Below are 20960 nucleotides of genomic sequence, written 5' to 3'. Positions count from 1 at the left end.
AGGTCTGGTCAGGTGCTTTTCTCAGTATTCGCGGCGGTTCGGTTTGATTTCCTGGAGGATCGTCGTGGAGATCTCTTCGATCGACTTGGTGGTCGACGACAGCCAGCGTATGCCCTCGCGTTTCATCATTTTTTCCGCCTCGTTGACTTCGTAACGGCAATTTTCGATGGCCGCATACTTGCTTCCAGCGCGTCTTTCGTTGCGTATTTCCGACAAACGTTCGGGCGTAATGCTCAATCCGAAAATTTTATTCTTAAATTCCAGCAGGGCCGATGGCAGCTTGTCGCGCTCGAAATCGTCGGGAATCAGCGGATAATTGGCCGCCTTGATGCCATATTGCATGGCCAGATACAGGCTGGTCGGGGTCTTGCCAGAGCGTGAAACACCCACCAGAATGACATCGGCCGATGACAGGTTCTTGTGCGACTGGCCGTCGTCGTGCGCCAGCGAATAGTTGATCGCCTCGATGCGGTTCTTGTACTCCTCGCTGTCGACGATGTTGTGCGAGCGGCCGATGGTATGGGTCGACATCACGCCCAGTTCCTGCTCCAGCGGGGCGACAAAGGTCTGGATCAGGTCCATGTGCATGCCGCTGGACTTGCGGATCACGGCCGACAGATCGTTCTTCACCAGGGTGGAGAAAATGATCGGACGCTGGCCGTCGCTGGCAAACGCCTCGTTGATCTTGCGCGCCGCCTCATGGGCCTTGTCCATGGTGTCGATGAAGGGCAGGCGGATCTGGCGGAAGCGCAGATCGAACTGCGTCAGCACCGAGTGGCCGAACGTCTCGGCGGTGATGCCGGTGCCGTCGGAAACGAAGAAGACGGTGCGGGCCGCGGAGGGCAGAGGAGGGCGTGGTTCTTGTGTCATGGGTTTTCGGATCAAGATTGTGCGTCGTCAATTTGCGCCGCACAAGGTAAAATGGCTGCAACGGTATGATTGTGCTGCACGACGCCAAGAATAACAAGAAGACTGTCTGTGCGCCGCGCGTAAAGATTTCTATCATCAGTAAGGGTGTCATTATGACCAACGCAGTATCGCAACAGCAGGAAGACAAGGACGCGGTGTATGTTGCCTCGTTCGAGCATTTGCGCATGACGGATGTCGAATCCGTCGGCGGCAAGAACGCCTCCCTGGGCGAAATGATCAGCCAACTGGCGGAAGCCGGCGTGCGCGTGCCCGGTGGCTTTGCCACCACGGCGCAGGCATTCCGCGATTTCCTGTCGTATAGCGCCAATGGTGGCTTGCCGCTGGCCGAACGCATCGCCCAGCGCCTCGAAGGGCTGAACATCGATGACGTGCGCTCGCTGGCGCAAGCTGGCGCCGAGATCCGTCAATGGATCGTGGAAACGCCATTCCAGCCACGCCTGGCCGCCGAAATCGACCAGTTCTACGCCAAGCTGGTGGCCGATTCCGACACGGAAATGTCGTTTGCCGTGCGCTCCTCCGCCACGGCGGAAGACTTGCCGGACGCGTCTTTTGCTGGTCAGCAAGAAACCTTCCTGAACGTGGTCGGCATCGACAACGTGCTCGAGGCCATGAAACAGGTGTTCGCGTCGCTGTACAACGACCGCGCCATCTCGTACCGCGTACATAAAGGCTTTACGCACGCTGAAGTGGCCTTGTCGGCCGGCGTGCAGCGCATGGTGCGTTCCGACCTGGGCGCGGCCGGCGTGATGTTCACCATCGACACGGAATCGGGCTTCAAGGACGTGGTCTTCGTCACCTCCAGCTATGGCCTCGGTGAAACCGTGGTGCAGGGCGCCGTCAACCCAGACGAATTCTATGTGCACAAGCCGATGCTGGAAAAAGGCAAGTCGCCTGTGATCCGCCGCAATATCGGCTCGAAGCTGCTGAAGATGGAATTCACGAACGAAGCGAAAGCTGGCCGTTCCGTGAAAACCGTCGACGTGCCCGTCGAAATGCGCAACCGCTACTCGCTGAACGACAGCGAAGTGGTGGAGCTGGCCAAATACGCCGTCATCATTGAAAACCACTACGGCCGTCCGATGGACATCGAGTGGGGCAAGGATGGCCGCGACGGCAAGCTGTACATCCTGCAGGCGCGTCCTGAAACCGTCAAGTCGCAGCAAAAGGCGACCGACGTGCAGGAGCGCTTCAAGCTGAAAAGCACGGGCACCGTGCTGACGTCCGGCCGCGCCATCGGCCAGAAGATCGGCGCCGGCCCTGTGCGCGTGATTCACGACCCGGCCGACATGGAGCGTGTGCAGCCAGGCGACGTGCTCGTTGCCGACATGACGGACCCGAACTGGGAACCGGTCATGAAGCGCGCATCGGCCATCGTCACCAACCGTGGCGGCCGTACTTGCCACGCTGCAATTATTGCCCGTGAACTGGGCGTGCCGGCCGTCGTCGGCTGCGGCGACGCGACCGACGTGCTGAAAGACGGCACGTTCGTCACCGTCGTGTGCTCCGAAGGCGACGAAGGCAAGATCTACGATGGCTTGCTGGAAACGGAAGTGTCGGAAGTATCGCGCGGCGAATTGCCGAAGCTCGACACCAAGATCATGCTCAACGTGGGCAATCCGCAGCTGGCGTTCGACTTCCAGTCCGTGCCGAATGCGGGCGTGGGCCTGGCGCGCCTGGAATTCATCATCAATAACAATATTGGTGTGCATCCGCGCGCGATCCTCGAGTACCCGAACATCGACGCCGACCTGAAAAAGGCCGTGGAATCGGTGGCGCGCGGCCACGCTTCGCCGAAGGCGTTCTACATCGACAAGCTGGCCGAAGGCATCGCCACCATCGCCGCCGCGTTCTGGCCGAAAAAAGTCATCGTGCGCCTGTCCGACTTCAAGTCGAACGAGTACAAGAAGCTGATCGGCGGTTCGCGCTACGAGCCGGACGAGGAAAACCCGATGCTGGGCTTCCGCGGCGCGGCGCGCTACCTGTCGGCCGACTTCTCCGAAGCGTTCAACATGGAATGCGAAGCGATGAAGCGCGTGCGTAACGACATGGGCCTGACGAACGTGGAAATCATGGTGCCATTCGTGCGTACCCTGGGCCAGGCCGAGAAAGTCATCGACCTGCTGGCAAAGAATGGCCTGAAGCGCGGCGAGAACGACTTGCGCGTCATCATGATGTGCGAAGTACCGTCGAACGCCATCCTGGCCGACCAGTTCCTCGACCATTTCGACGGCTTCTCGATCGGTTCGAACGACCTGACCCAGCTGACCCTGGGCCTGGACCGCGATTCCGGCATGGAATTGCTGGCCGCCGACTTCGACGAGCGCGATCCTGCCGTGAAAGCCCTGCTGGCCCTGGCCATCAAGGCTTGCCTGGCACGCGGCAAGTACATCGGCATTTGCGGCCAGGGTCCTTCGGACCACCCTGACTTCGCCGTCTGGCTGATGGAGCAGGGCATCGAATCGATGTCCCTGAATCCCGACTCGGTGATCGACACCTGGCAAAAGCTCGCTGCGCTGAAAGCGTAAGCATCTTTACCGCCGTCTGAAACCCGCTGCCGCTCACCCGGCAGCGGGTTTTTTTATGCCTGCCATGCGGCGCACGGCAGTATCCGATGGGCTTGCGCCAGATCAGCTAAAATGATTCCACCAATACATTGAAACAGGAGTTCACATGGCAAGCAAGAAACCGAGCAAAGTTGCAAAGATCGACATCGGCATTTCCGAGGCGGACCGCGCGAAGATTGCGGAAGGCCTGTCCGGCCTGCTGGCCGACAGCTACACCTTGTACCTGATGACCCATAATTTTCACTGGAACGTCAAGGGGCCGATGTTCAACACCCTGCACCTGATGTTCATGACGCAATACACGGAGCAGTGGGCCGCGCTGGACCTGATCGCCGAGCGCATCCGTGCCCTCGGCTACCCGGCGCCGGGCACCTACAAGGAATTCGTCAAGCTCGCTTCGATCAAGGAAATCGACGGCGTGCCGCCGGCGCTGGACATGGTCAGCCATCTGGTATCGGCACAGGAAGCGACCGCGCGTACGGCGCGCCGCCTGTTCCCGCTGCTGGAAAAAGCCAATGACCAGCCGACGGCCGACCTGATCACGCAGCGTCTGGATCTGCATGAAAAGACGGCGTGGATGCTGCGCAGCCTGCTGGAAGAGTAATTGCCGGGCTGGCGGCGCTAATTCGCCCCTGGCTATTGACGCCATCTGGAATTGCGTTAGACTGCTTGTATATAGGTGTTTGGCAAGAATAATATCAGGCAGCACAGCGCATTAAACCCCGTCGCTTATATAGGCTGCGGGGTTTTTTATTTTCGGATTTACAAAGATGGAGGCATCATGGCTGAATGGGTAGGCTGGTTTGTAGCGGCTGGCGCGGTATTGATCCTGGAGCTGTTTACGGGCACGTTTTATCTGCTGATGATCGCCATCGGCGTCAGTGCCGGCGGATTGGTGGCGCTGGCGGGCGGAAATGGCAGCTGGCAGGCCCTGACGGCCGCTATTGTCGGCGTGGCGGCCACCCTGTTATTGCGGCGCAGCCGTTTTGGCAAGGCGGCGCGGCGCGATGCGGCGCAGGATCCGAATGTGAATCTCGATATCGGCCAAAGCGTGGCTGTCGCGCATTGGGTCGATGGCGCGGCGCGCGTCATGTATCGCGGCGCCTTGTGGGATGTGGAACTGATTCCCGGCAGCGATACGCAGGCCGGTCATTACACCATACGGGCCGTGCGCGGCAGCCGTTTGATTGTTGGATAACCTGGAGAATAAATTATGGAAGTAAGTATCGGAAGCGTGTCGCTGATCTTGTTATTGCTGGCGTTGGTATTTGTCTTCAAGACGGTCAATGTCGTGCCGCAGCAGCATGCCTGGGTGGTGGAGCGCCTGGGCAAGTTCCATGCGGTATTGGGTCCTGGCCTGAATATTGTCGTGCCTTTTGTTGACCGTATCGCTTACAAGCATGTGCTCAAGGAAATTCCACTCGACGTGCCGCCGCAGGTGTGCATCACGCGCGACAATACGCAATTGCAGGTCGATGGCATTCTGTATTTCCAGATAACCGATGCCATGCGTGCTTCGTATGGTTCGTCGAATTATATTGCCGCCATTACGCAATTGGCGCAAACGACCTTGCGCTCGGTAATCGGTAAAATGGAGCTCGACAAGACATTTGAAGAACGCGACCATATCAATACGGCCATCGTGAATGCCATCGATGAATCGGCGGCGAATTGGGGCGTCAAGGTATTGCGTTATGAAATCAAGGATTTGACGCCGCCCAAGGAAATCCTGCATGCGATGCAGGCGCAGATTACGGCCGAGCGCGAAAAGCGCGCGCTGATTGCCGCTTCGGAAGGGCGCAAGCAGGAGCAGATCAATATCGCCAGCGGAGAGCGCGAAGCGGCTATCGCCCGTTCCGAAGGCGAAAAGCAGGCATCGATCAACCGCGCCGAAGGCCAGGCCACGGCCATCGTCGCGCTGGCGCAGGCCAGCGCCGAGGCGCTGCGCCAGGTGGGGGCCGCCATCCGCGAGCCGGGCGGCGAAGATGCCGTCAACCTGAAAGTAGCCGAGCAGTATGTGGGCGCCTTCGCGCAATTGGCGAAAACGAATAACTCGATTATCGTGCCGGCCAATCTCGGTGATATGAGCGGTTTGATCGCCACGGCGATGCAGGTGGTGAAAACGCAGAAGCCGAAAGGCGGCGTGGCTATTCCCTGATTGCCTGGCGAATAGCAAACTGGTAGCAAGTTTGCCGTCAAAACTGCCCGCCATATGGTGGGCAGTTTTCATTTGCGCTACCGGAATATGTGGTGGCAGCAGGGATCGAGTATCTGCGCTTGAACCAGTAACGTTGAAAATATTTTCTTTATGCTATGCTGTGCGCACTTTCGGGATTATATGTTGTCGTGCGACGCTTATCTTTTTGATTGAAGTAGAATCTGCTGCACCGATGTCCGCTACGGATGCCGGTGCGGGGTTTGGGGCGGATGGGCGATGGCCGATAGTATTGGCCTCATGTATATTTTGAATTGCAATTTAGAATTACTATAAATTGCAATGAAACAAAAAATACTGCAGAATAAATGCGGCCGATGGCGCTGTATTGAATCGCCGCCGCACAAAACAGAGGTGCTTGCGCAGACGGTCCGTGTGTGATGTCCGCCCCACTTGGTTGAAGACAGCATCGCTTGAAAGCCGGGGGGAGTAGGATTTTTGGTAAAAGAATTGTAAAAAACAATCAAATCTTCAAAAAAATCACCTCAGTCGCGTTACAATTGGATAGAATTTAACTGTTCAGTTATATTTTTCAACTCACACAAGGAAATATCATGGATCTGTCCAGCTTATCCCTGTCCGAACTGCGCACCTTGCAGGACGACATCAAGAAGCAAATGAAGAAACGCGAACAGGACGATCTGTCCAAGGCGCGCGAACAAATCCTGGCGATCGCCCAGAGCGTCGGCGTTTCCGTGAAAGATCTGGTTGGTACGGGTATCCGCGCTAAAACCGGCACGGTTGCAGTGCGCTATCGCAATCCGGATGATGCGACGCAACAATGGACTGGCCGTGGCCGTCAACCGAAATGGGTCAAAGAATGGACCGATTCGGGCAAGTCGCGTGATCTGCTGAAGGTGTAATGTAATACGCCATTCATTCGGATGCTTGTCCTGTGGAGTAGTGCAGGGGTAATGCCAGGCAGCACGCAAGCATCCGGAACTTTCCTCGTGATCGTATTTGGCCAGGCAGGCAAAGCTGATTCACATCGCTTATCTTCCCGGTATTTTCGTCAATACCAGTCTTATTTCCGCCGTATCTCTTCCTTTCCCTGTTTTTATCCCGTTACGTTATGCATTTCCGCTTGCCGCAGGCAATCGGCAAAATAAAACCCGGCATATAGCCGGGCTTGTTGGTATTGGCGCAGCACGCTGCGCGCAGTGCCGGATCAGCGGCGGTGCGATTTCATTGCCGCTTGCACTTCGCGCGCGCCATCGCGGTCGCGTTCCGCAGCCCGTTTGTCGTGCTGCTTCTTGCCTTTGGCCAGGCCGATTTCGCATTTCACGCGGCCGCCCTTGTAGTGCAGGTTGAGCGGGACCAGGGTGTAGCCGGAGCGTTCCACCTTGCCGATCAGTTTATCCATTTCCGTGCGGTGCAGCAGCAGCTTGCGCGTGCGTACGGCTTCCGGATGGATGTGGGTGGAGGCGGTCGGCAGGGCGCTGATGTGCGCGCCGAACAGGAAGAGTTCATCGCCGCGGACGACGACGTAGGCTTCCTTGATTTGTACGCGGGCGTCGCGGATGGCTTTGACTTCCCAGCCTTCCAGCACGATGCCCGCTTCGTAGCGATCCTCGATAAAGTAGTCGTGGAAGGCTTTTCTGTTGTCTGCTATGGTCATGAGATGGTAAATGTGCGCGGGTCGGTTAAACTACTGTCTCGCGCAAGCGCGATAAAATCAAATGTATCCAACATCATAGCAAATGGTTCTTCAATGGCAGTAGTACATAAATCAGTTTTTCTCGGCTATAGCGCCGAACAAATGTTCGCGCTGGTGGCGGCGGTGGAGGATTATCCCAAATTCCTGCCCTGGTGCGGTGCGGTCGAGATTCGCGAGCGGGGCGAGAACACGGTTGTCGCCAGCGTGGGCATACATTACCACGGCGTGCGCCAAAGCTTCACCACGTCCAACGAGAACGTGCCGCCGTCATCCATCAAGATGAAGCTGGTGGACGGCCCTTTCAAGACCCTCGATGGCGTGTGGACCTTCAAGGCCCTGCGTGAAGATGCCTGCAAGATCGAACTGGACCTGCACTACGAGTTTTCCAGCCGCGTACTCGAGCAGATCATCGGCCCCGTCTTCGGCATGATCGCCAACAGCATGGTCGATTCCTTCTGCAAGCGCGCGGAGACCGTATATGGCTGAGGCCAGCATCCACGTGCAAGTCTGCCATGCCTTGCCGGATAGCAGCTTCCTGCGCGCCTTGACGGTGCCTGCCGGCACCACCATCGAGCAGGCGGTGGCGCAGAGCGGCTTGCTGCAGGAGATCCCCGGCATCGACCTGGCCGTGAATATGGTGGGTATCTATGGCAAGAAGAAGCCGCTCGATACGGTCTTGCACGAACATGACCGGGTGGAGGTGTACCGCCCCTTGCAGGCGGACCCGAAAGAGGCACGCCGGCGCAGGGCTGGCGGCAAGCCTGCCAAGGGCTGAGCGGGCAGGGTGGCCGCTGCCTGGCGCGCGCCATTTTTGGCTATTTTCAAATATCTTTTCTATGCTGCAAGGACGGAGGGCGCTTTTTTCTGTATAATCTGCTTTTGCGCCAATAGGAAATGCTATGCGTCTACTTCAAAAAGCACTCACATTCGATGACGTGCTGCTCGTCCCAGCCTACTCCAACGTTCTGCCCGCCGATACGTCCCTCAAAACTCGCCTGACCCGCAATATCACCTTGAATATTCCCTTGCTGTCCGCAGCCATGGATACGGTGACGGAAGCCCGTCTGGCAATCGCGATGGCCCAGGAAGGCGGCATCGGCATCATCCACAAGAATTTGAATCCGAAGGACCAGGCACGTGAAGTGGCCCGCGTAAAGCGTTTCGAAGCAGGTGTGCTGCGTGATCCGATCACGATTCCGCCGGAAATGAAAATCCGCGACGTGATCGCGCTGACGGAACAATACGGCATCAGCGGTTTCCCTGTCGTCAAAGGCAAGGAAGTCGTCGGCATCATCACCAACCGCGATTTGCGTTTTGAGCAGGAACTCGACGCGGAAGCTTCCGCCAAGATGACCCCGCGCGAAAAGCTGGTGGTCGTCAAGGAAGACGCCGATACGGCCGAAGCCAAGCGCCTGATGAACAAGCACCGCCTCGAGCGCGTGCTGGTCGTCAACGACGCGTTTGAGTTGCGCGGCCTGATCACCGTCAAGGATATCCAGAAGTCGACTTCGCACCCGTTCGCGTCGAAAGACAGCCAGGGCAAACTGCTGGTCGGTGCTGCCGTCGGCGTGGGCGCCAAGGATGAAGAGCGCATCGACCTGCTGGTCGCTGCAGGCGTCGACGTGCTGGTGGTCGACACGGCCCACGGCCACTCGCAAGGCATCCTCGACCGCGTACGCTGGATCAAGACCAAGTATCCGCAAGTCGAAGTGATTGGCGGCAATATCGCTACGGCCGCTGCCGCCAAGGCGCTGGTCGAATACGGCGCCGATGCGGTCAAGGTCGGTATCGGTCCTGGCTCGATCTGCACCACGCGTATCGTCGCCGGTGTGGGCGTACCGCAAATCACGGCCATCTCGAATGTGGCCGAAGCACTGGAAGGCACGGGCGTGCCGTGTATCGCCGACGGCGGTATCCGCTTCTCGGGCGACATTTCCAAAGCGCTGGCCGCTGGCGCCTCGACCGTCATGATGGGTTCCATGTTTGCCGGTACGGAAGAAGCACCGGGCGAAGTGATCCTGTACCAGGGCCGCAGCTACAAATCGTACCGCGGCATGGGTTCGCTGGGCGCGATGTCTGATGGTTCGGCTGACCGTTATTTCCAGGACGCCACCATGAAGGCCGACAAGTTCGTGCCTGAAGGTATCGAAGGCCGCGTGGCCTACAAAGGCAGCGTGCTGGCGATCATCTTCCAGCTGGTGGGCGGCGTACGTCAATCGATGGGTTACTGCGGTTGCGCCACCATCGACGAACTGCGCGAAAAAGCGGAATTCGTGGAAATCACCTCGGCCGGCATGCGCGAGTCGCATGTCCATGATGTGCAGATTACCAAGGAAGCGCCGAATTACCGTTCCGAGTAAATAGCGACACACCAGACCGGCGCCTAGTGCGCCGGTTTTGTAATGACCTCAGATAAAGTCCCCATCATGCATTCTAAAATCCTCATTCTCGATTTCGGTTCCCAAGTCACCCAGTTGATCGCCCGCCGCGTGCGCGATTCCGGCGTGTTTTCCGAAGTCTTCCCGTATGACGTCAGCGATGAATTCGTGCGCAACTACGGCGCCGCCGGCGTGATCCTGTCGGGCAGCCACAATTCCACCCTGGACGGCGACTCGCCGCGCGCGCCGCAAGCCGTGTTCGAGCTGGGCGTGCCCGTGCTGGGCATCTGCTACGGCATGCAAACCATGGCGGCTCAATTGGGCGGCAAAGTGGAAAACGGTCTGGTGCGCGAATTCGGCTACGCCGAAGTGCGCGCCCGCAGCCATACCAAGCTGCTCAACGGTATCGCCGACTTCGTCACCGACGAAGGCCACGGCATGCTGAAAGTGTGGATGAGCCATGGCGACAAGGTGCTGGAAATGCCACCAGGCTTCAAGCTGATGGGCAACACTCCGAGCTGCCCGATCGCCGCCATGGCCGACGAAGAGCGCCAGTTCTACGGCGTGCAATTCCACCCGGAAGTGACGCACACGGTGCAGGGCAAGGCCATGCTCGGCCGTTTCGTGCATGAAATCTGCGGCTGCAAGTCGGACTGGAACATGCCCGATTACATCAGCGAAGCGGTGGAAAAGATCCGCGCGCAAGTGGGCACCGACGATGTCATCCTGGGCCTGTCCGGTGGAGTCGATTCCTCCGTCGCGGCAGCGCTGATCCACCGCGCCATCGGCGACCAGCTGACCTGCGTCTTCGTCGACCACGGCCTGCTGCGCCTGGACGAAGGCAAGATGGTGATGGACATGTTTGCCAAGAACCTGGGCGTGAAAGTCATCCGCGTCGATGCGGAAGACCAGTTCATGGGCCACCTGGCCGGCGTCACCGATCCTGAGCAAAAGCGCAAGATCATCGGCCGCGAATTCGTCGAAGTCTTCCAGGTGGAATCGGGCAAGCTGGTCAACGCCAAATGGCTGGCGCAAGGCACGATTTACCCGGACGTGATCGAATCGGCCGGTAAAGGTAAAAAAGGCCAGACCATCAAGAGCCACCACAACGTGGGCGGCTTGCCGGACACCATGAAGCTGAAATTGCTCGAACCTCTGCGCGAACTGTTCAAGGACGAAGTGCGTAAACTCGGCGTGGCCCTGGGCTTGCCGCATGACATGGTCTACCGCCACCCATTCCCGGGCCCGGGCCTCGGTGTGCGCATCCTCGGCGAAGTCAAGAAAGACTACGCCGACCTGCTGCGCCGCGCCGACGCCATCTTCATCGAAGAGCTGCGCAACACGCCGTATGAGCCGGTCGTGGTTCCTGGTTTCGACCAGGATAGCGTTCCGACCAACTGGTACGAAGCGACCAGCCAGGCGTTTGCCGTCTTCCTGCCCGTCAAATCGGTGGGCGTGATGGGCGACGGCCGCACCTACGAATACGTGGTGGCCCTGCGCGCCGTGCAAACGCAGGACTTCATGACGGCCCACTGGGCACACCTGCCGCACAGCCTGCTGGGCAAGGTCTCGAACCGCATCATTAATGAAGTGCGCGGCATCAACCGCGTCGTCTACGATATCTCGGGCAAGCCGCCGGCGACCATCGAGTGGGAATGATTTGATGTCTAGCAACTGCTGGCACTGATAGGCAGTAAACCACACCTAAGCCCGTGATTTCACGGGCTTTTTTGTTATTTTGTCTGGCACTGCCTGGCAACGATTGGCGCGCTTAAGCACTGTTTTTTTCATGGCGTTATTAATGGTATGATCTCACAACGATGCATGATCGGCGGTCGATACCATGCGATGCTTCCGGATTCTGTCATGGTATCAATTTCGTATAAAGTTCATTAAAATCAAGGACTTGTAAGAAATCTTCATCCGCTTTTTGATCATGGTATTTCAGCCCTTCATGACCAGATGCCATGCTGACCGATACCAAACTGCGCAATCTCAAGCCACAGGACAAACTCTACAAGGTGAACGACCGCGATGGCCTGTATGTGGCCGTCACGACTGCCGGCTCAATCTCGTTCCGTTATAACTATGTAATCAACGGCCGTCAGGAGACCGTTACCTTCGGCCGCTATGGAATCGGCGGCATGACGCTGGCGGAGGCGCGCGAGAAGCTGGGCGAGGCAAAGAAACTGATCACGGCGGGGAAGTCCCCGGCGAAAGAAAAGGCGCGGAATAAGGCCCGCGTCAAGGACGCCGAGACATTCGGCGCGTGGGCGGAAAAGTGGTTGCGTGGTTATCAAATGGCCGACTCCACGCGAGACATGCGCACGGCCGTCTACGAGCGCGAATTGAAGCCCAAGTTTGGCAATCAGAAGTTGGCCGAGATCACACACGAGGATGTGCGGGCGTTGGCCGACGCCATTGTGGAACGCGGCGCGCCAGCGACAGCGGTTCATTCCCGTGAGGTGGTGCTGCAGGTCTATCGATGGGCCATTGAGCGTGGTCAGAAGGTCGAGAACCCTGCCGATCTGGTGCGTCCTACTGCCATCGCCAAATTCGAGCCTAGGGACCGCGCATTGGGGCCAGATGAGATCGGATTGATGTACCAGTACTTGGAGCGCATCGGCACTAGCCCATCGATCCGGGCTGCAGCCAAACTGCTGCTGTTGACGATGGTTCGCAAGAGCGAACTGACGAACGCCACGTGGAGCGAGCTAAACTTTAGCGAGGCGCTTTGGACGATTCCCAAGGAGCGAATGAAGCGACGCAATCCGCACGTGGTCTACCTATCCAGGCAGGTTCTGGATATCTTCATTGCGCTGAAGACTTTTGCGGGCGGATCCGAATATATCCTACCTTCACGGTATGACTCCGATTTACCGATGAGCAGCGCGACGCTCAACCAGGTGCTAACCCTGACGTATAAACTGGCGCAGAAGGAGGGGAAGCAGTTAGGTAAGTTTGGACCGCATGATCTGCGCCGAACGGCCAGCACGCTCTTGCATGAAGCTGGCTACAACACCGATTGGATCGAAAAATGTCTCGCCCACGAGCAGAGGGGCGTGCGAGCCGTCTACAACAAGGCTGAATACGCGGTCCAGCGCCGGACCATGCTGCAGGAGTGGGCAGACATGATCGACGCCTGGACAAAGCTGCGAGATTAAGGGGTTACCTGGAAGGGCTGCGTGGCACCGGGTGTGCCTGCTGCACGCCAGGCAGACGTGCAGCCGTCTGCTGTTCGGCGATCCATGCGTCCACCTCTTTAAGGTCCCAGGCAACCAGACGCGAGGTAATACAAAATCGTCGGGGAAATTGCCCTCTTTTTTCAAGGTTCAGGATAGTGCGCTCGCATAGCGGCACTTTTTGCAACAACTGGCGGCGTTTGATGAGAACCCGGCCCGGTACCTTGAGTTCGTTCTCGGTCAGGACACGTGCAATACGAGGTGGGCGGCCGACTTGCGGGGTGGAGCGACGCCGGCGTATGAGACCGCCGACATATGCCCGCTGGCCAGCGGTAGGGAGCATCGAGGTGGCAAAGGGCGATGGGTTCGAAGGGGGGATGTATTTCATGATGACTTGTCTCCATGAGCGATGAAAGATGAAAGATGAAAGATGATTCTGCGCCATGGTGTCTGTGCTAATCATGGACATCAAGTTGAAAACCGGCTTAGTCAGCTGGCAATTCAAGGCATTTGGTGGTTGGCACGAGACCTATGTCAGTGACGCGTGGTGGATGGACGATCACTCTGTGAGAAACGGTTGCCGTGGCCATCGGCATAGCCTACGGGATGTCTTCTGCGCTCCGGACCCTTGTGAGGTGTCCCTGTGCGTCGAGCACTGGTTACCGCGCTACTGCGATGCTGCTGACAGCGTAGGCCGGAACAACAGAGGTGGGCAGTGCGCTGGACGGCTTTTAGCGTTGGCACGAACATCTCTTCGAAAAGGTGGAGCGTGCCGGCACAGGAACGCCATTCAATACAGAGCGGCGCATGTGTGGCAATGATGTCCAGCGCGATGCTATGGCTGAGTCCGTAGTGTTCCCGTTCTTCCTCTGTTAAAACCCCACTTGCCAACACCACCTTGTCATGTGCATGGCACCATTCGATTAGGCGCCGGACATCCTGCGGGACGAACCTGGATACCTGCTCGATCACTATTGTTACTATGCCGCTTGGTAGTTGCGGCATATCCAGAGGCGACATGCCGTCGCCCCCTGGTTCCACTCGATAGGACGGACCAAACGCGGTTTGCATCGCCGCTAAGCACCATGCCGGTGCTGCTGGCGCTTCACTGCGGAGTAACATTGTGAGGCACATGGCATCCTCCGTGCCGGCTGGTTGATGTAATAGTCTTCCTATCCGGGATGCCGGTAGGAAGGCTTGTAAGGCTCGTCAGGGGCTTGTCGGCACTTCGTCGCTGAACGGGGTGGCTGGAGTGCTTAAAACGCGCCCAGGACCCGGATTGGGCTCTGGGTGGTCTGGTCGTTGATGCGCTCCGTTGACAGCGGACGAGCCAGCTGAGCCATCGCCCGGGGAGGGCGGAGTGCTCGGTGCGGTGGGTTTTCGCTCGGATACGGGCAGAGCATTGATGCGTTTGAGTAGACCGAGGGACAGCGCGCGCGTGGTGGCGGTCACTGCCCGTACGGTTTTCTTGATCTGCGATTTTTCGGTGATCAGTTCGCTTGTCGAGATCGCCTCATCAATGCACAAGGTTTCGAGCATGGGCATGAGCTGGTCGACTTTGCTGATCAATTCCAGTAAGCGCCTGCCGAACATGGAAAACACTTTCGCTTCGATGGCAAGTGGTTCGATGTCGTAGCTAGCCAAGTCGTTGATGCCGTGTTGATGGCACAGTTTTTCGAAAGCGACGATACGCTGGTTCGCCAGGGCGACGCGCGCGTCGAGCATGGTGCGCAATTCCTGTTCCACTTTGTCGACATCCTCGGCTGGTAATTTCATCCTGGCAAAGACGGAAATAAAATGGAAATTCGCTTGTGATACATAGAAGCAACGCAAGTACAAGCGCTTGCCTTCTGGACTGGCGAGCGTGATATTGACTTTGCGGCTCGCTGATTCGACGCGTGTCAGATCGGCGACGGCCTCCTTGGCCAGCAACTTCCTGTTGGTTTCGCCTTGATCACGCGTGACGATCAAATGGGTGGGAGCTGGGTGGTTCATGATGATGTCCTCAATAATGCTCGTGGGGCTACATGACATGGTGTACTCGCCATTCTGGTGATTCAAGAGGAATGCACGGAGCTTTGGAAGCGTATTTGCGAGTACTACGCACGTCAGCTAAGGAATGTCGAAAAACGTTCTGATGCGTATGCAACAGCGTGTTTCCACATCCGCCAATGTGCCGGTAGCGTTTTTCGTCGAACCTAAGTTGACACGCAGGTTAGGGCAGCCTAAAGTCAGTCAATGTTTGCAGTAGCTAGCCCTGCATCGTCCGGCAAGCCTTATCAATTGCGCCCATCGCGCTGCTGTACCGATTGGACAGTCTCCTGTTACCAGGTGCGACGTCCGTGTTCCTGAATGCCGAGAGTGTTTTGACGCGCCACGCGCCACGCGCACCGCGCAGTTACGTCAAAGCACTTTGCATGCGTTTTCAGGACGGTAGCTGGCATCCCCGCCGAAACGGCATCAGCCGACAGTATCAAGCCAGTCAATTGAAGTTCCGGTGCATCGCAGCAACCGGATGATTTATTTCCCCCTTTGGGACGATGCGTCCCGCGAGGGAGTCGCCTCGTCTCTCTTTCTTGTGCGAGGCAATCATGAGCAGAACTCAGATCAACCATTGTCGCGTCCTTCAGGATAGGACCATACCTTCCCAGCCGGGCGTGTTACGGGCACCTGTGAGCAAAGTATCGGCGTGCGAAAGCCACGACGATGTGATTGAATTTTCGGAAGAGGAGTTGGTGGCATTGCACTGGTGGCTATTACGCAAAGTAAGTTTGCTCAGCGACCCACGCACGCCGCTGGATGAGAAGTTTGAATTGGTTCGTTGGGTGTTCACAGATCCGGTTCGCGATACGCGGCCGTTTTCCTTCGTCAATTGCATGAAGGTGGTGAGTGGTAGCCCATTGTCGAAGCTGCCGTTCATCGGCGCCGTTGATGCGCAGGAAGTGCGCGATTGGATTGGTTCCCATTTGTGCCGCTGGTTTATGGGTGCGCTGCACGACTATCCTGCGTGGGTTCGCCAAGCCGTCATGGCAAAGCCGGATTGGATTTCGGAGAACTTATTCAAAAATCCACAATGGATGAATGAGCAGATCAAGCTCCATGAGTCCGATCTTTTTGCTTCGTTGAATTCAACGGAGGATGTGGATTGCTTGAATGGCCATGGCGCTAAGGATGAACGCTTAGCTGGCAAGAAGGGAGAGCGCCATGCGTGATGCCACCATTGCCGCCGCATTTCCTCCCGTTCGCTTTTGTCGGATACGGGACATCGACGATTTGACGTTCAGCGTCAAGGAAAGCGAGATCGTTGCTGGACAGCAGGGTCGTGTTTTCTACCTCGGACAAGAACTACGGTCAGTACGGTTGTCCCTGGTACCGGGTGGCTTTCAGGTCGACCCACAGCGTGGCCGGCCGGAACGAAGAGAAATATTTCTCACTTTTAACGAACTGCTGTCGGGGCGAGTTGGCCTTGCCATTGAGCGTGGGGGGCTGTTTACGCGTCGCGTGTCGTACCGGAGCGTAGGCAATTCTCTCGGGGTCTACCTGGGGAGGTCGACATGAAGAGAAGCAAGGAAGAATTCAACGCGCATTTTCAGCAGGTCAAAGAGCGCGCGTTTGGACGGTGGACGGAAATCCTGCTGGCGCTGGGCGTGGATGCGAAAGTGCTCAACCAACGCAATCAGCCGTGCCCATTGGGAGATTGCGGCGGCACTGACCGGTTTCAATACACGGACAAGTTTGGCCACGGTAATTATATTTGCCGCGGCTGCGGCGCCGGTGGCGGATTTAAGTTGTTGATGGGCTGCCTAGGATTGAATGCGGTTGATGCGCTGAGTAGGGTGGATGCCTACCTTGGTACTACTGCGCCTAGGCCGCTGATCGCGCTCGCTCAGGACTCCTGCGCGGAACGCAAAAGCTTGATTCGGAAAATTTTGGCCGAAACGGTGCCGGTGTCGCCGGGAGACGAGGTCGACAGGTATCTGCAGAAACGTGGCGTCAACCTGGAGCGGTACCCATCGACGCTGCGTATGCACCCTGCGTTGGGTTACTACGAGCGCAATTCGCTCACTGGTCAAGCCGTGATGGTTCGACGGTACCCTGCCATGGTGGCCTGCGTGCAGGACAAGAGCGGCCACACGGTGTCGTTACATCGGACATATTTAAGCAATGGCGAGAAGGCCCGCGAATGCGCGGTCAAGAAGCTGCTGTGTGCTGGGATAGGTGGTGCGGCAATTAGACTCGCGCCATCCACAGAGGAATTGGCGGTGTGTGAAGGCATCGAGACGGCGCTGGCGGTCATGAAGCGCTCGCATCAGCCGGTGTGGGCGGGGATGAGTGCTGGAAACCTGGAAAAGCTGTGGATCCCGGAAACAGTCAAACACCTACGAATTTACGCCGACAACGATGCGCATGCATTTTTTGATGGGCAGGCTGCGGCCTATAGCCTTGCGCGACGCTACCTAAAATCCCATGCAGGACAGGCAAGGAAATTAGCCGAGGTGTTTGTACCGAAGTCGGCGGGCGCCGATTGGGCAGAGGTGCTACTGACGATTTCACACCGTACGTGTTATGCGGCGTGAGGTGCTCAGAGCAAAGCAGTGAATTTGGCGCGGTGGTCGTTTGGTCGCCGCATGTTGGCGCGATAGTGCGCCCACGTGGAACTCAGTGAATTCCGCGTGCTTGACCCTGCGGGGAATGCGCTCCCGCCAGGGAGTTGCATCGCCCGCTTTTTTCATGGAGGTTGTGATGAAAACAGGACGTCCTTTGGAACAACTTGTTGTCGAACTTGAGCGGCAGGCGGCGCTCAAGAAGGACATGATCGTGCCGGCGACGAAGCTGGTGAGCGAGACGACTGCGGCAGGGCAGTGCAATCTCGTCATTGACGAACCCTATGGTAAAAAGCGCTACCTAATGAACGATTTTGCCTGCGCGCAGCTGGCAAAGAAACTGGATATCCCGCTGCTGTATTTTAAGCGCATGCGTTCGTTTGATACTGAATTGCTCGATGAAAATATCAATGCGTGGTTCAGAATTTGCGCCAAAGATAGCTATATGGTGCGTACCTTGGCGGGACAGGCCAGAGCCTTTTTGTCGTCGCGCTTCCGTCGGCTTGACAACATCGATCTGGCCCAGAGTATTTTGCCGATCTTGCTCAAACTGCCCGGTGCCCGTTTTGAGTCGGTGGAGCTGACTGAAACCAAGATGTATTTAAAGGTGGTCAGTGCCGAGGTGACGCATGAAGTGGCACCAGGTGACGTATTGCAGGCCGGCGTGGTGGTCAGCAACTCGGAGATTGGCGTGGGACGGCTGCGGGTCGAGCCGTTGATTTATCGCCTGAAGTGCAGCAATGGGCTGATCGCTTGTGAGCGCTCGATGCGGAAAAATCATGCTGGGCGTTTACTGGAGTGTGGCGATGACGTTGTTCTGCAAGATGACACAGTCGAGGCCGAAGATCGCGCGATCTTTCTGAAAGCGCGGGACATGGTGCAGACTGCGGTGTCGGAGACCACCTTTCAACTGATATCGGAGAAGATGCGCAAGACCATGGGCATCACATTGATGGGAGATCCGGTGAAGGCAGTGGAGGTATTAGCGAATCGCTTCGTATTAAATGAGTCGGAGCGGGCAGGCGTGTTACGCCATTTGATTGCCGAACAGCAACTGAACGGCTATGGACTGCTCAATGCGGTGACAGGTTACTCGCAGGAAGTGGATGACTATGATCGCGCCACTGAATTTGAGGAGTTTGGTGGAAAAATGCTCGAATTCTCGAATAAGGAGTGGAGCGAGGTCGTTGACGCAAAGTAGCGTGGCATGCGGCTCAAAGCCATGACGACGAAGTTCCCCGGTTGCTTGGCTGCCGGGGAATTTCAGTCAATGAAGCGTGTTGCGCGTCTCACTGTGTCAAAAACGGTTGATGTTAATTGCTGCTTTCACACGCCCTAATATTTTTAGGGTCAGCATTGCTTTTGATATTTTTACAAGGGTCGGGTTGTAGCGTTGGTTTTCGCAACGAAGTAATAAGCCTTCCCCCACCACAATTTCGATGTGCCGCACAAGGCGCTTTCCTTGGTAATCCAATACATAGATCCCATTAACCTCTACCTCATTCACTGTTCCATCAAAAAAGAATGGTGCGCCATCATGGATGAGTGGAACCATGTCATCCCCCTTCATCGTTCCTACTTGATTGGTGCCGGTGAATGACGCGGTGTGCGTGAGCAAGTGACCGATCCAGTCAAAGGCGGGCGTTTCATGAGCATACACCTGTTCCTGAACTCGTGCCGATAGTTGTTGCTTGGGGAACGGGAGACGATTCGATGTCAATCCCAAGATCCAGTTCGCATCCATATCGAATTGAAGGCAGACAATGGCGAGGGATTTCAGATCGGGCAGACCTGGTTTTTCTTCGTCGATCCAGCGCGCCACTGTTTGCAGCGCTCGCCCGGTAATGTCACTAAGGAAGTGCTCGCGCTGGTTTGGAAGTACTTCCCGTCGGTCGAGTTCTGCAATCAGCCGTTTCCGGACACCAGGGACGATATCAACGTCGAGTTCGCGGACGGCATCTTTAGTAAGCGGGATGTTATTGCTTATCGTCACGGTTTTTGTCTCCTGGCAGGGGTAAAGGGAGAGACCCTGGTTTATTTGTAGATTATTTGTAGCAGTTGTTACGATCAGGTTTTCATTTGGTTGAGTTTGATTTTAGGGCGGGAATCGCGTTTCCTCCAGTGAATTTTTGCCAAGCCACACGTAAATATTTTAATTCGATTAGCAGTTGCTATTGACCTTTGGATTTTTGCGGAGTAGTCTTTTTTAATGTGCTATTGCCTTTGCGCGCAGTCCTCGTAACCATGACTTCGCCTATCAGTTGAGCGATACGGCAGATGTGCACAGCGGAAACCGGATTAATGACCACGCCCCGCCATTGCGGGGCAAAGCGGGGTGGACCATGGAAGACGCGATTCGATACACGGAAGTGCAGTACCTCAACTTGAATTACTTACTCACTATCCAGGTGGGTCTCAAGCATGACCCCCTGGCCACTTGTTGCACCTATCACCTTGACACTGCATCAGCCGAGACGCTCGCGGCAATGAGCGTTGACTCATTGCAACTATTGGCTGCGAACATGTCGCATGAAAGCCTGTTTAAGCCGATCGCTAATTTTAAAACTCTCCTTGAAACGCCGCCCGTATTGGCCATGACGTTGTGCCGCGTCGGGAATGTTGAACCGGTTGTCGCCCTTGGCGCAGCGCGTGTCGGCCAGGCCGCTGCAGCTCATGTTCGTATGCCATAGGTGACCTATGGCATACGAACATGCGGAGCGGCACATACAGGCCCTGCAGCTTGCAAAGTCCTGTGTCGAACTGGGTGCGCGGATGAAAACCGTTGCCTATTTGACCGGATTGAGTGGAACACTGCTGCGGGAATATTTCTACAATGACCGGGCGGCCACCGGAGGGCGATGGCCCAGTTCGCAGGATTGGTACCATATGGCAACGCTGGTGCAACGCGCTGAGGCGTCGCTGATTGCTAGTATTTTTCAGTTCCTGCGCACACAGCATGCATGTTCGGCACGGAAGGCCATGGTCTGCGCCTACAAGATGTATCGAGAGCGGTGGAGTGGCCGTTCCAGCATCTCGTTCGACCGTGCTTTCGAGCTGATCGCTAGTGTGGAAGGCATTTGGACCCACCATTCATCGCAGTTGGCTCTGCATACCTGCCCGCGGTGCCGCTGCCGTTATCTGATCGCACTGGGGGATACATCGGCGGATCACTCCGGATGTGTGTTTTGCAAGCTCATCAAACGCTATGCTACTGATTCCCGTATTCAATTGAACTTTGCGAGGAAGCCAGACTTGCAATTACCCGTTAACCTAATTTAATCATTGCACCATCCTCATCTCAGTGGTGCTCGGAAGAGGTGGCTAAATATTGTGTATTACTTCCCAATATCAGATCTAATGGGCCTAACAAAGTCATCTGCTTGCTCAGAAAGTAACAAGCCCGTACACTGAACCCTTCTGATTGTCCACG

General features: G+C 56.7%; 20 protein-coding genes. 15 read left to right on the top strand and 5 right to left on the bottom strand.

Going from position 1 to position 20960, the window contains the following annotated elements; translation table 11 throughout:
- Positions 1–21: 21 nt before the first annotated feature.
- Positions 22–870 (bottom strand): posphoenolpyruvate synthetase regulatory kinase/phosphorylase PpsR, encoded by an 849-nt coding sequence (gene ppsR, locus AC54AG_RS25080; protein ID WP_034752226.1) that lies wholly within the window; start codon positions 868–870, stop codon positions 22–24.
- A 152-nt stretch (positions 871–1022) separates the two neighbouring features.
- Between ppsR and ppsA the strand changes: the two genes are divergently transcribed.
- From ppsA to AC54AG_RS25055, 5 genes are all read left to right on the top strand, one after another.
- A complete protein-coding gene (gene ppsA / locus AC54AG_RS25075; RefSeq protein ID WP_034752367.1) occupies positions 1023–3455 on the top strand; it encodes a phosphoenolpyruvate synthase in 2433 nt (810 codons plus the stop codon).
- A 145-nt stretch (positions 3456–3600) separates the two neighbouring features.
- Complete coding sequence (locus AC54AG_RS25070; protein ID WP_034752224.1) at positions 3601–4098, top strand: Dps family protein; 498 nt, start codon at positions 3601–3603, stop codon at positions 4096–4098.
- A 177-nt stretch (positions 4099–4275) separates the two neighbouring features.
- The gene (locus AC54AG_RS25065) at positions 4276–4692 is read left to right on the top strand and encodes an NfeD family protein (protein WP_034752222.1); all 417 of its coding nucleotides are present in this window, start codon (positions 4276–4278) and stop codon (positions 4690–4692) included.
- 15 nt (positions 4693–4707) lie between these two features.
- The gene (locus AC54AG_RS25060) at positions 4708–5652 is read left to right on the top strand and encodes an SPFH domain-containing protein (protein WP_034752220.1); all 945 of its coding nucleotides are present in this window, start codon (positions 4708–4710) and stop codon (positions 5650–5652) included.
- 611 nt (positions 5653–6263) lie between these two features.
- The gene (locus AC54AG_RS25055; RefSeq protein WP_010397665.1) at positions 6264–6572 is read left to right on the top strand and encodes an H-NS histone family protein; all 309 of its coding nucleotides are present in this window, start codon (positions 6264–6266) and stop codon (positions 6570–6572) included.
- Between the two features lie 305 nt (positions 6573–6877).
- Here the strand turns inward: AC54AG_RS25055 and smpB are convergent, their stop codons facing one another.
- A complete protein-coding gene (smpB, locus tag AC54AG_RS25050; RefSeq protein WP_034752217.1) occupies positions 6878–7327 on the bottom strand; it encodes an SsrA-binding protein SmpB in 450 nt (149 codons plus the stop codon).
- Positions 7328–7420: 93 nt separating this feature from the next.
- On the opposite strand from smpB, the gene AC54AG_RS25045 reads away from it, so the two are divergent.
- From AC54AG_RS25045 to AC54AG_RS25025, 5 genes are all read left to right on the top strand, one after another.
- Positions 7421–7852, top strand: coding sequence for a type II toxin-antitoxin system RatA family toxin (locus tag AC54AG_RS25045; RefSeq protein WP_034752216.1), 432 nt, complete (start codon positions 7421–7423; stop codon positions 7850–7852).
- Positions 7845–8141: an RnfH family protein gene (locus AC54AG_RS25040; protein ID WP_496631996.1), complete on the top strand. Its 297-nt coding sequence runs from the start codon at positions 7845–7847 to the stop codon at positions 8139–8141. The genes AC54AG_RS25045 and AC54AG_RS25040 overlap by 8 nt, the downstream gene beginning before the upstream one ends.
- 124 nt (positions 8142–8265) lie before the next feature.
- The gene (guaB, locus tag AC54AG_RS25035; protein ID WP_034752206.1) at positions 8266–9726 is read left to right on the top strand and encodes an IMP dehydrogenase; all 1461 of its coding nucleotides are present in this window, start codon (positions 8266–8268) and stop codon (positions 9724–9726) included.
- A gap of 66 nt (positions 9727–9792) precedes the next feature.
- The gene (gene guaA / locus AC54AG_RS25030; RefSeq protein ID WP_034752205.1) at positions 9793–11403 is read left to right on the top strand and encodes a glutamine-hydrolyzing GMP synthase; all 1611 of its coding nucleotides are present in this window, start codon (positions 9793–9795) and stop codon (positions 11401–11403) included.
- Positions 11404–11711: 308 nt separating this feature from the next.
- Complete coding sequence (locus tag AC54AG_RS25025; protein WP_072453988.1) at positions 11712–12908, top strand: tyrosine-type recombinase/integrase; 1197 nt, start codon at positions 11712–11714, stop codon at positions 12906–12908.
- Positions 12909–12912: 4 nt separating this feature from the next.
- On the opposite strand, the gene AC54AG_RS25020 is transcribed toward AC54AG_RS25025, so the two are convergent.
- Positions 12913–13314 (bottom strand): helix-turn-helix transcriptional regulator, encoded by a 402-nt coding sequence (locus AC54AG_RS25020; RefSeq protein WP_456131282.1) that lies wholly within the window; start codon positions 13312–13314, stop codon positions 12913–12915.
- An 821-nt stretch (positions 13315–14135) separates the two neighbouring features.
- Positions 14136–14921, bottom strand: coding sequence for a DUF1845 domain-containing protein (locus AC54AG_RS25015; RefSeq protein ID WP_139248336.1), 786 nt, complete (start codon positions 14919–14921; stop codon positions 14136–14138).
- 677 nt (positions 14922–15598) lie between these two features.
- Here AC54AG_RS25015 and AC54AG_RS25010 point away from each other — a divergent pair.
- From AC54AG_RS25010 to AC54AG_RS25000, 3 genes are all read left to right on the top strand, one after another.
- Positions 15599–16138 (top strand): hypothetical protein, encoded by a 540-nt coding sequence (locus AC54AG_RS25010; protein WP_456131281.1) that lies wholly within the window; start codon positions 15599–15601, stop codon positions 16136–16138.
- Between the two features lie 342 nt (positions 16139–16480).
- Entirely contained in the window at positions 16481–17503 is a 1023-nt protein-coding gene (locus AC54AG_RS25005; protein ID WP_456131280.1) for a DUF7146 domain-containing protein, read from the top strand.
- 166 nt (positions 17504–17669) lie between these two features.
- Positions 17670–18731 carry a DUF932 domain-containing protein gene (locus AC54AG_RS25000; RefSeq protein WP_456131279.1) on the top strand — a complete coding sequence of 354 codons (1062 nt, stop codon included), beginning with the start codon at positions 17670–17672 and terminating at the stop codon, positions 18729–18731.
- 96 nt (positions 18732–18827) lie between these two features.
- On the opposite strand, the gene AC54AG_RS24995 is transcribed toward AC54AG_RS25000, so the two are convergent.
- Positions 18828–19523, bottom strand: coding sequence for a S24 family peptidase (locus AC54AG_RS24995; protein ID WP_496631991.1), 696 nt, complete (start codon positions 19521–19523; stop codon positions 18828–18830).
- A gap of 349 nt (positions 19524–19872) precedes the next feature.
- Between AC54AG_RS24995 and AC54AG_RS24990 the strand changes: the two genes are divergently transcribed.
- Together AC54AG_RS24990 and AC54AG_RS24985 are read left to right on the top strand one after the other, a co-directional pair.
- Entirely contained in the window at positions 19873–20220 is a 348-nt protein-coding gene (locus tag AC54AG_RS24990) for a hypothetical protein (protein WP_496631989.1), read from the top strand.
- Positions 20221–20227: 7 nt separating this feature from the next.
- Entirely contained in the window at positions 20228–20809 is a 582-nt protein-coding gene (locus AC54AG_RS24985) for a FlhC family transcriptional regulator (RefSeq protein WP_496631987.1), read from the top strand.
- Positions 20810–20960: the final 151 nt, after the last annotated feature.

The sequence above is a fragment of the Janthinobacterium sp. BCJ23 genome, from assembly GCF_059617945.1.
Note: the sequence above shows the minus strand (reverse complement) of the source record. Positions and strands in the feature narration are given on the sequence as shown.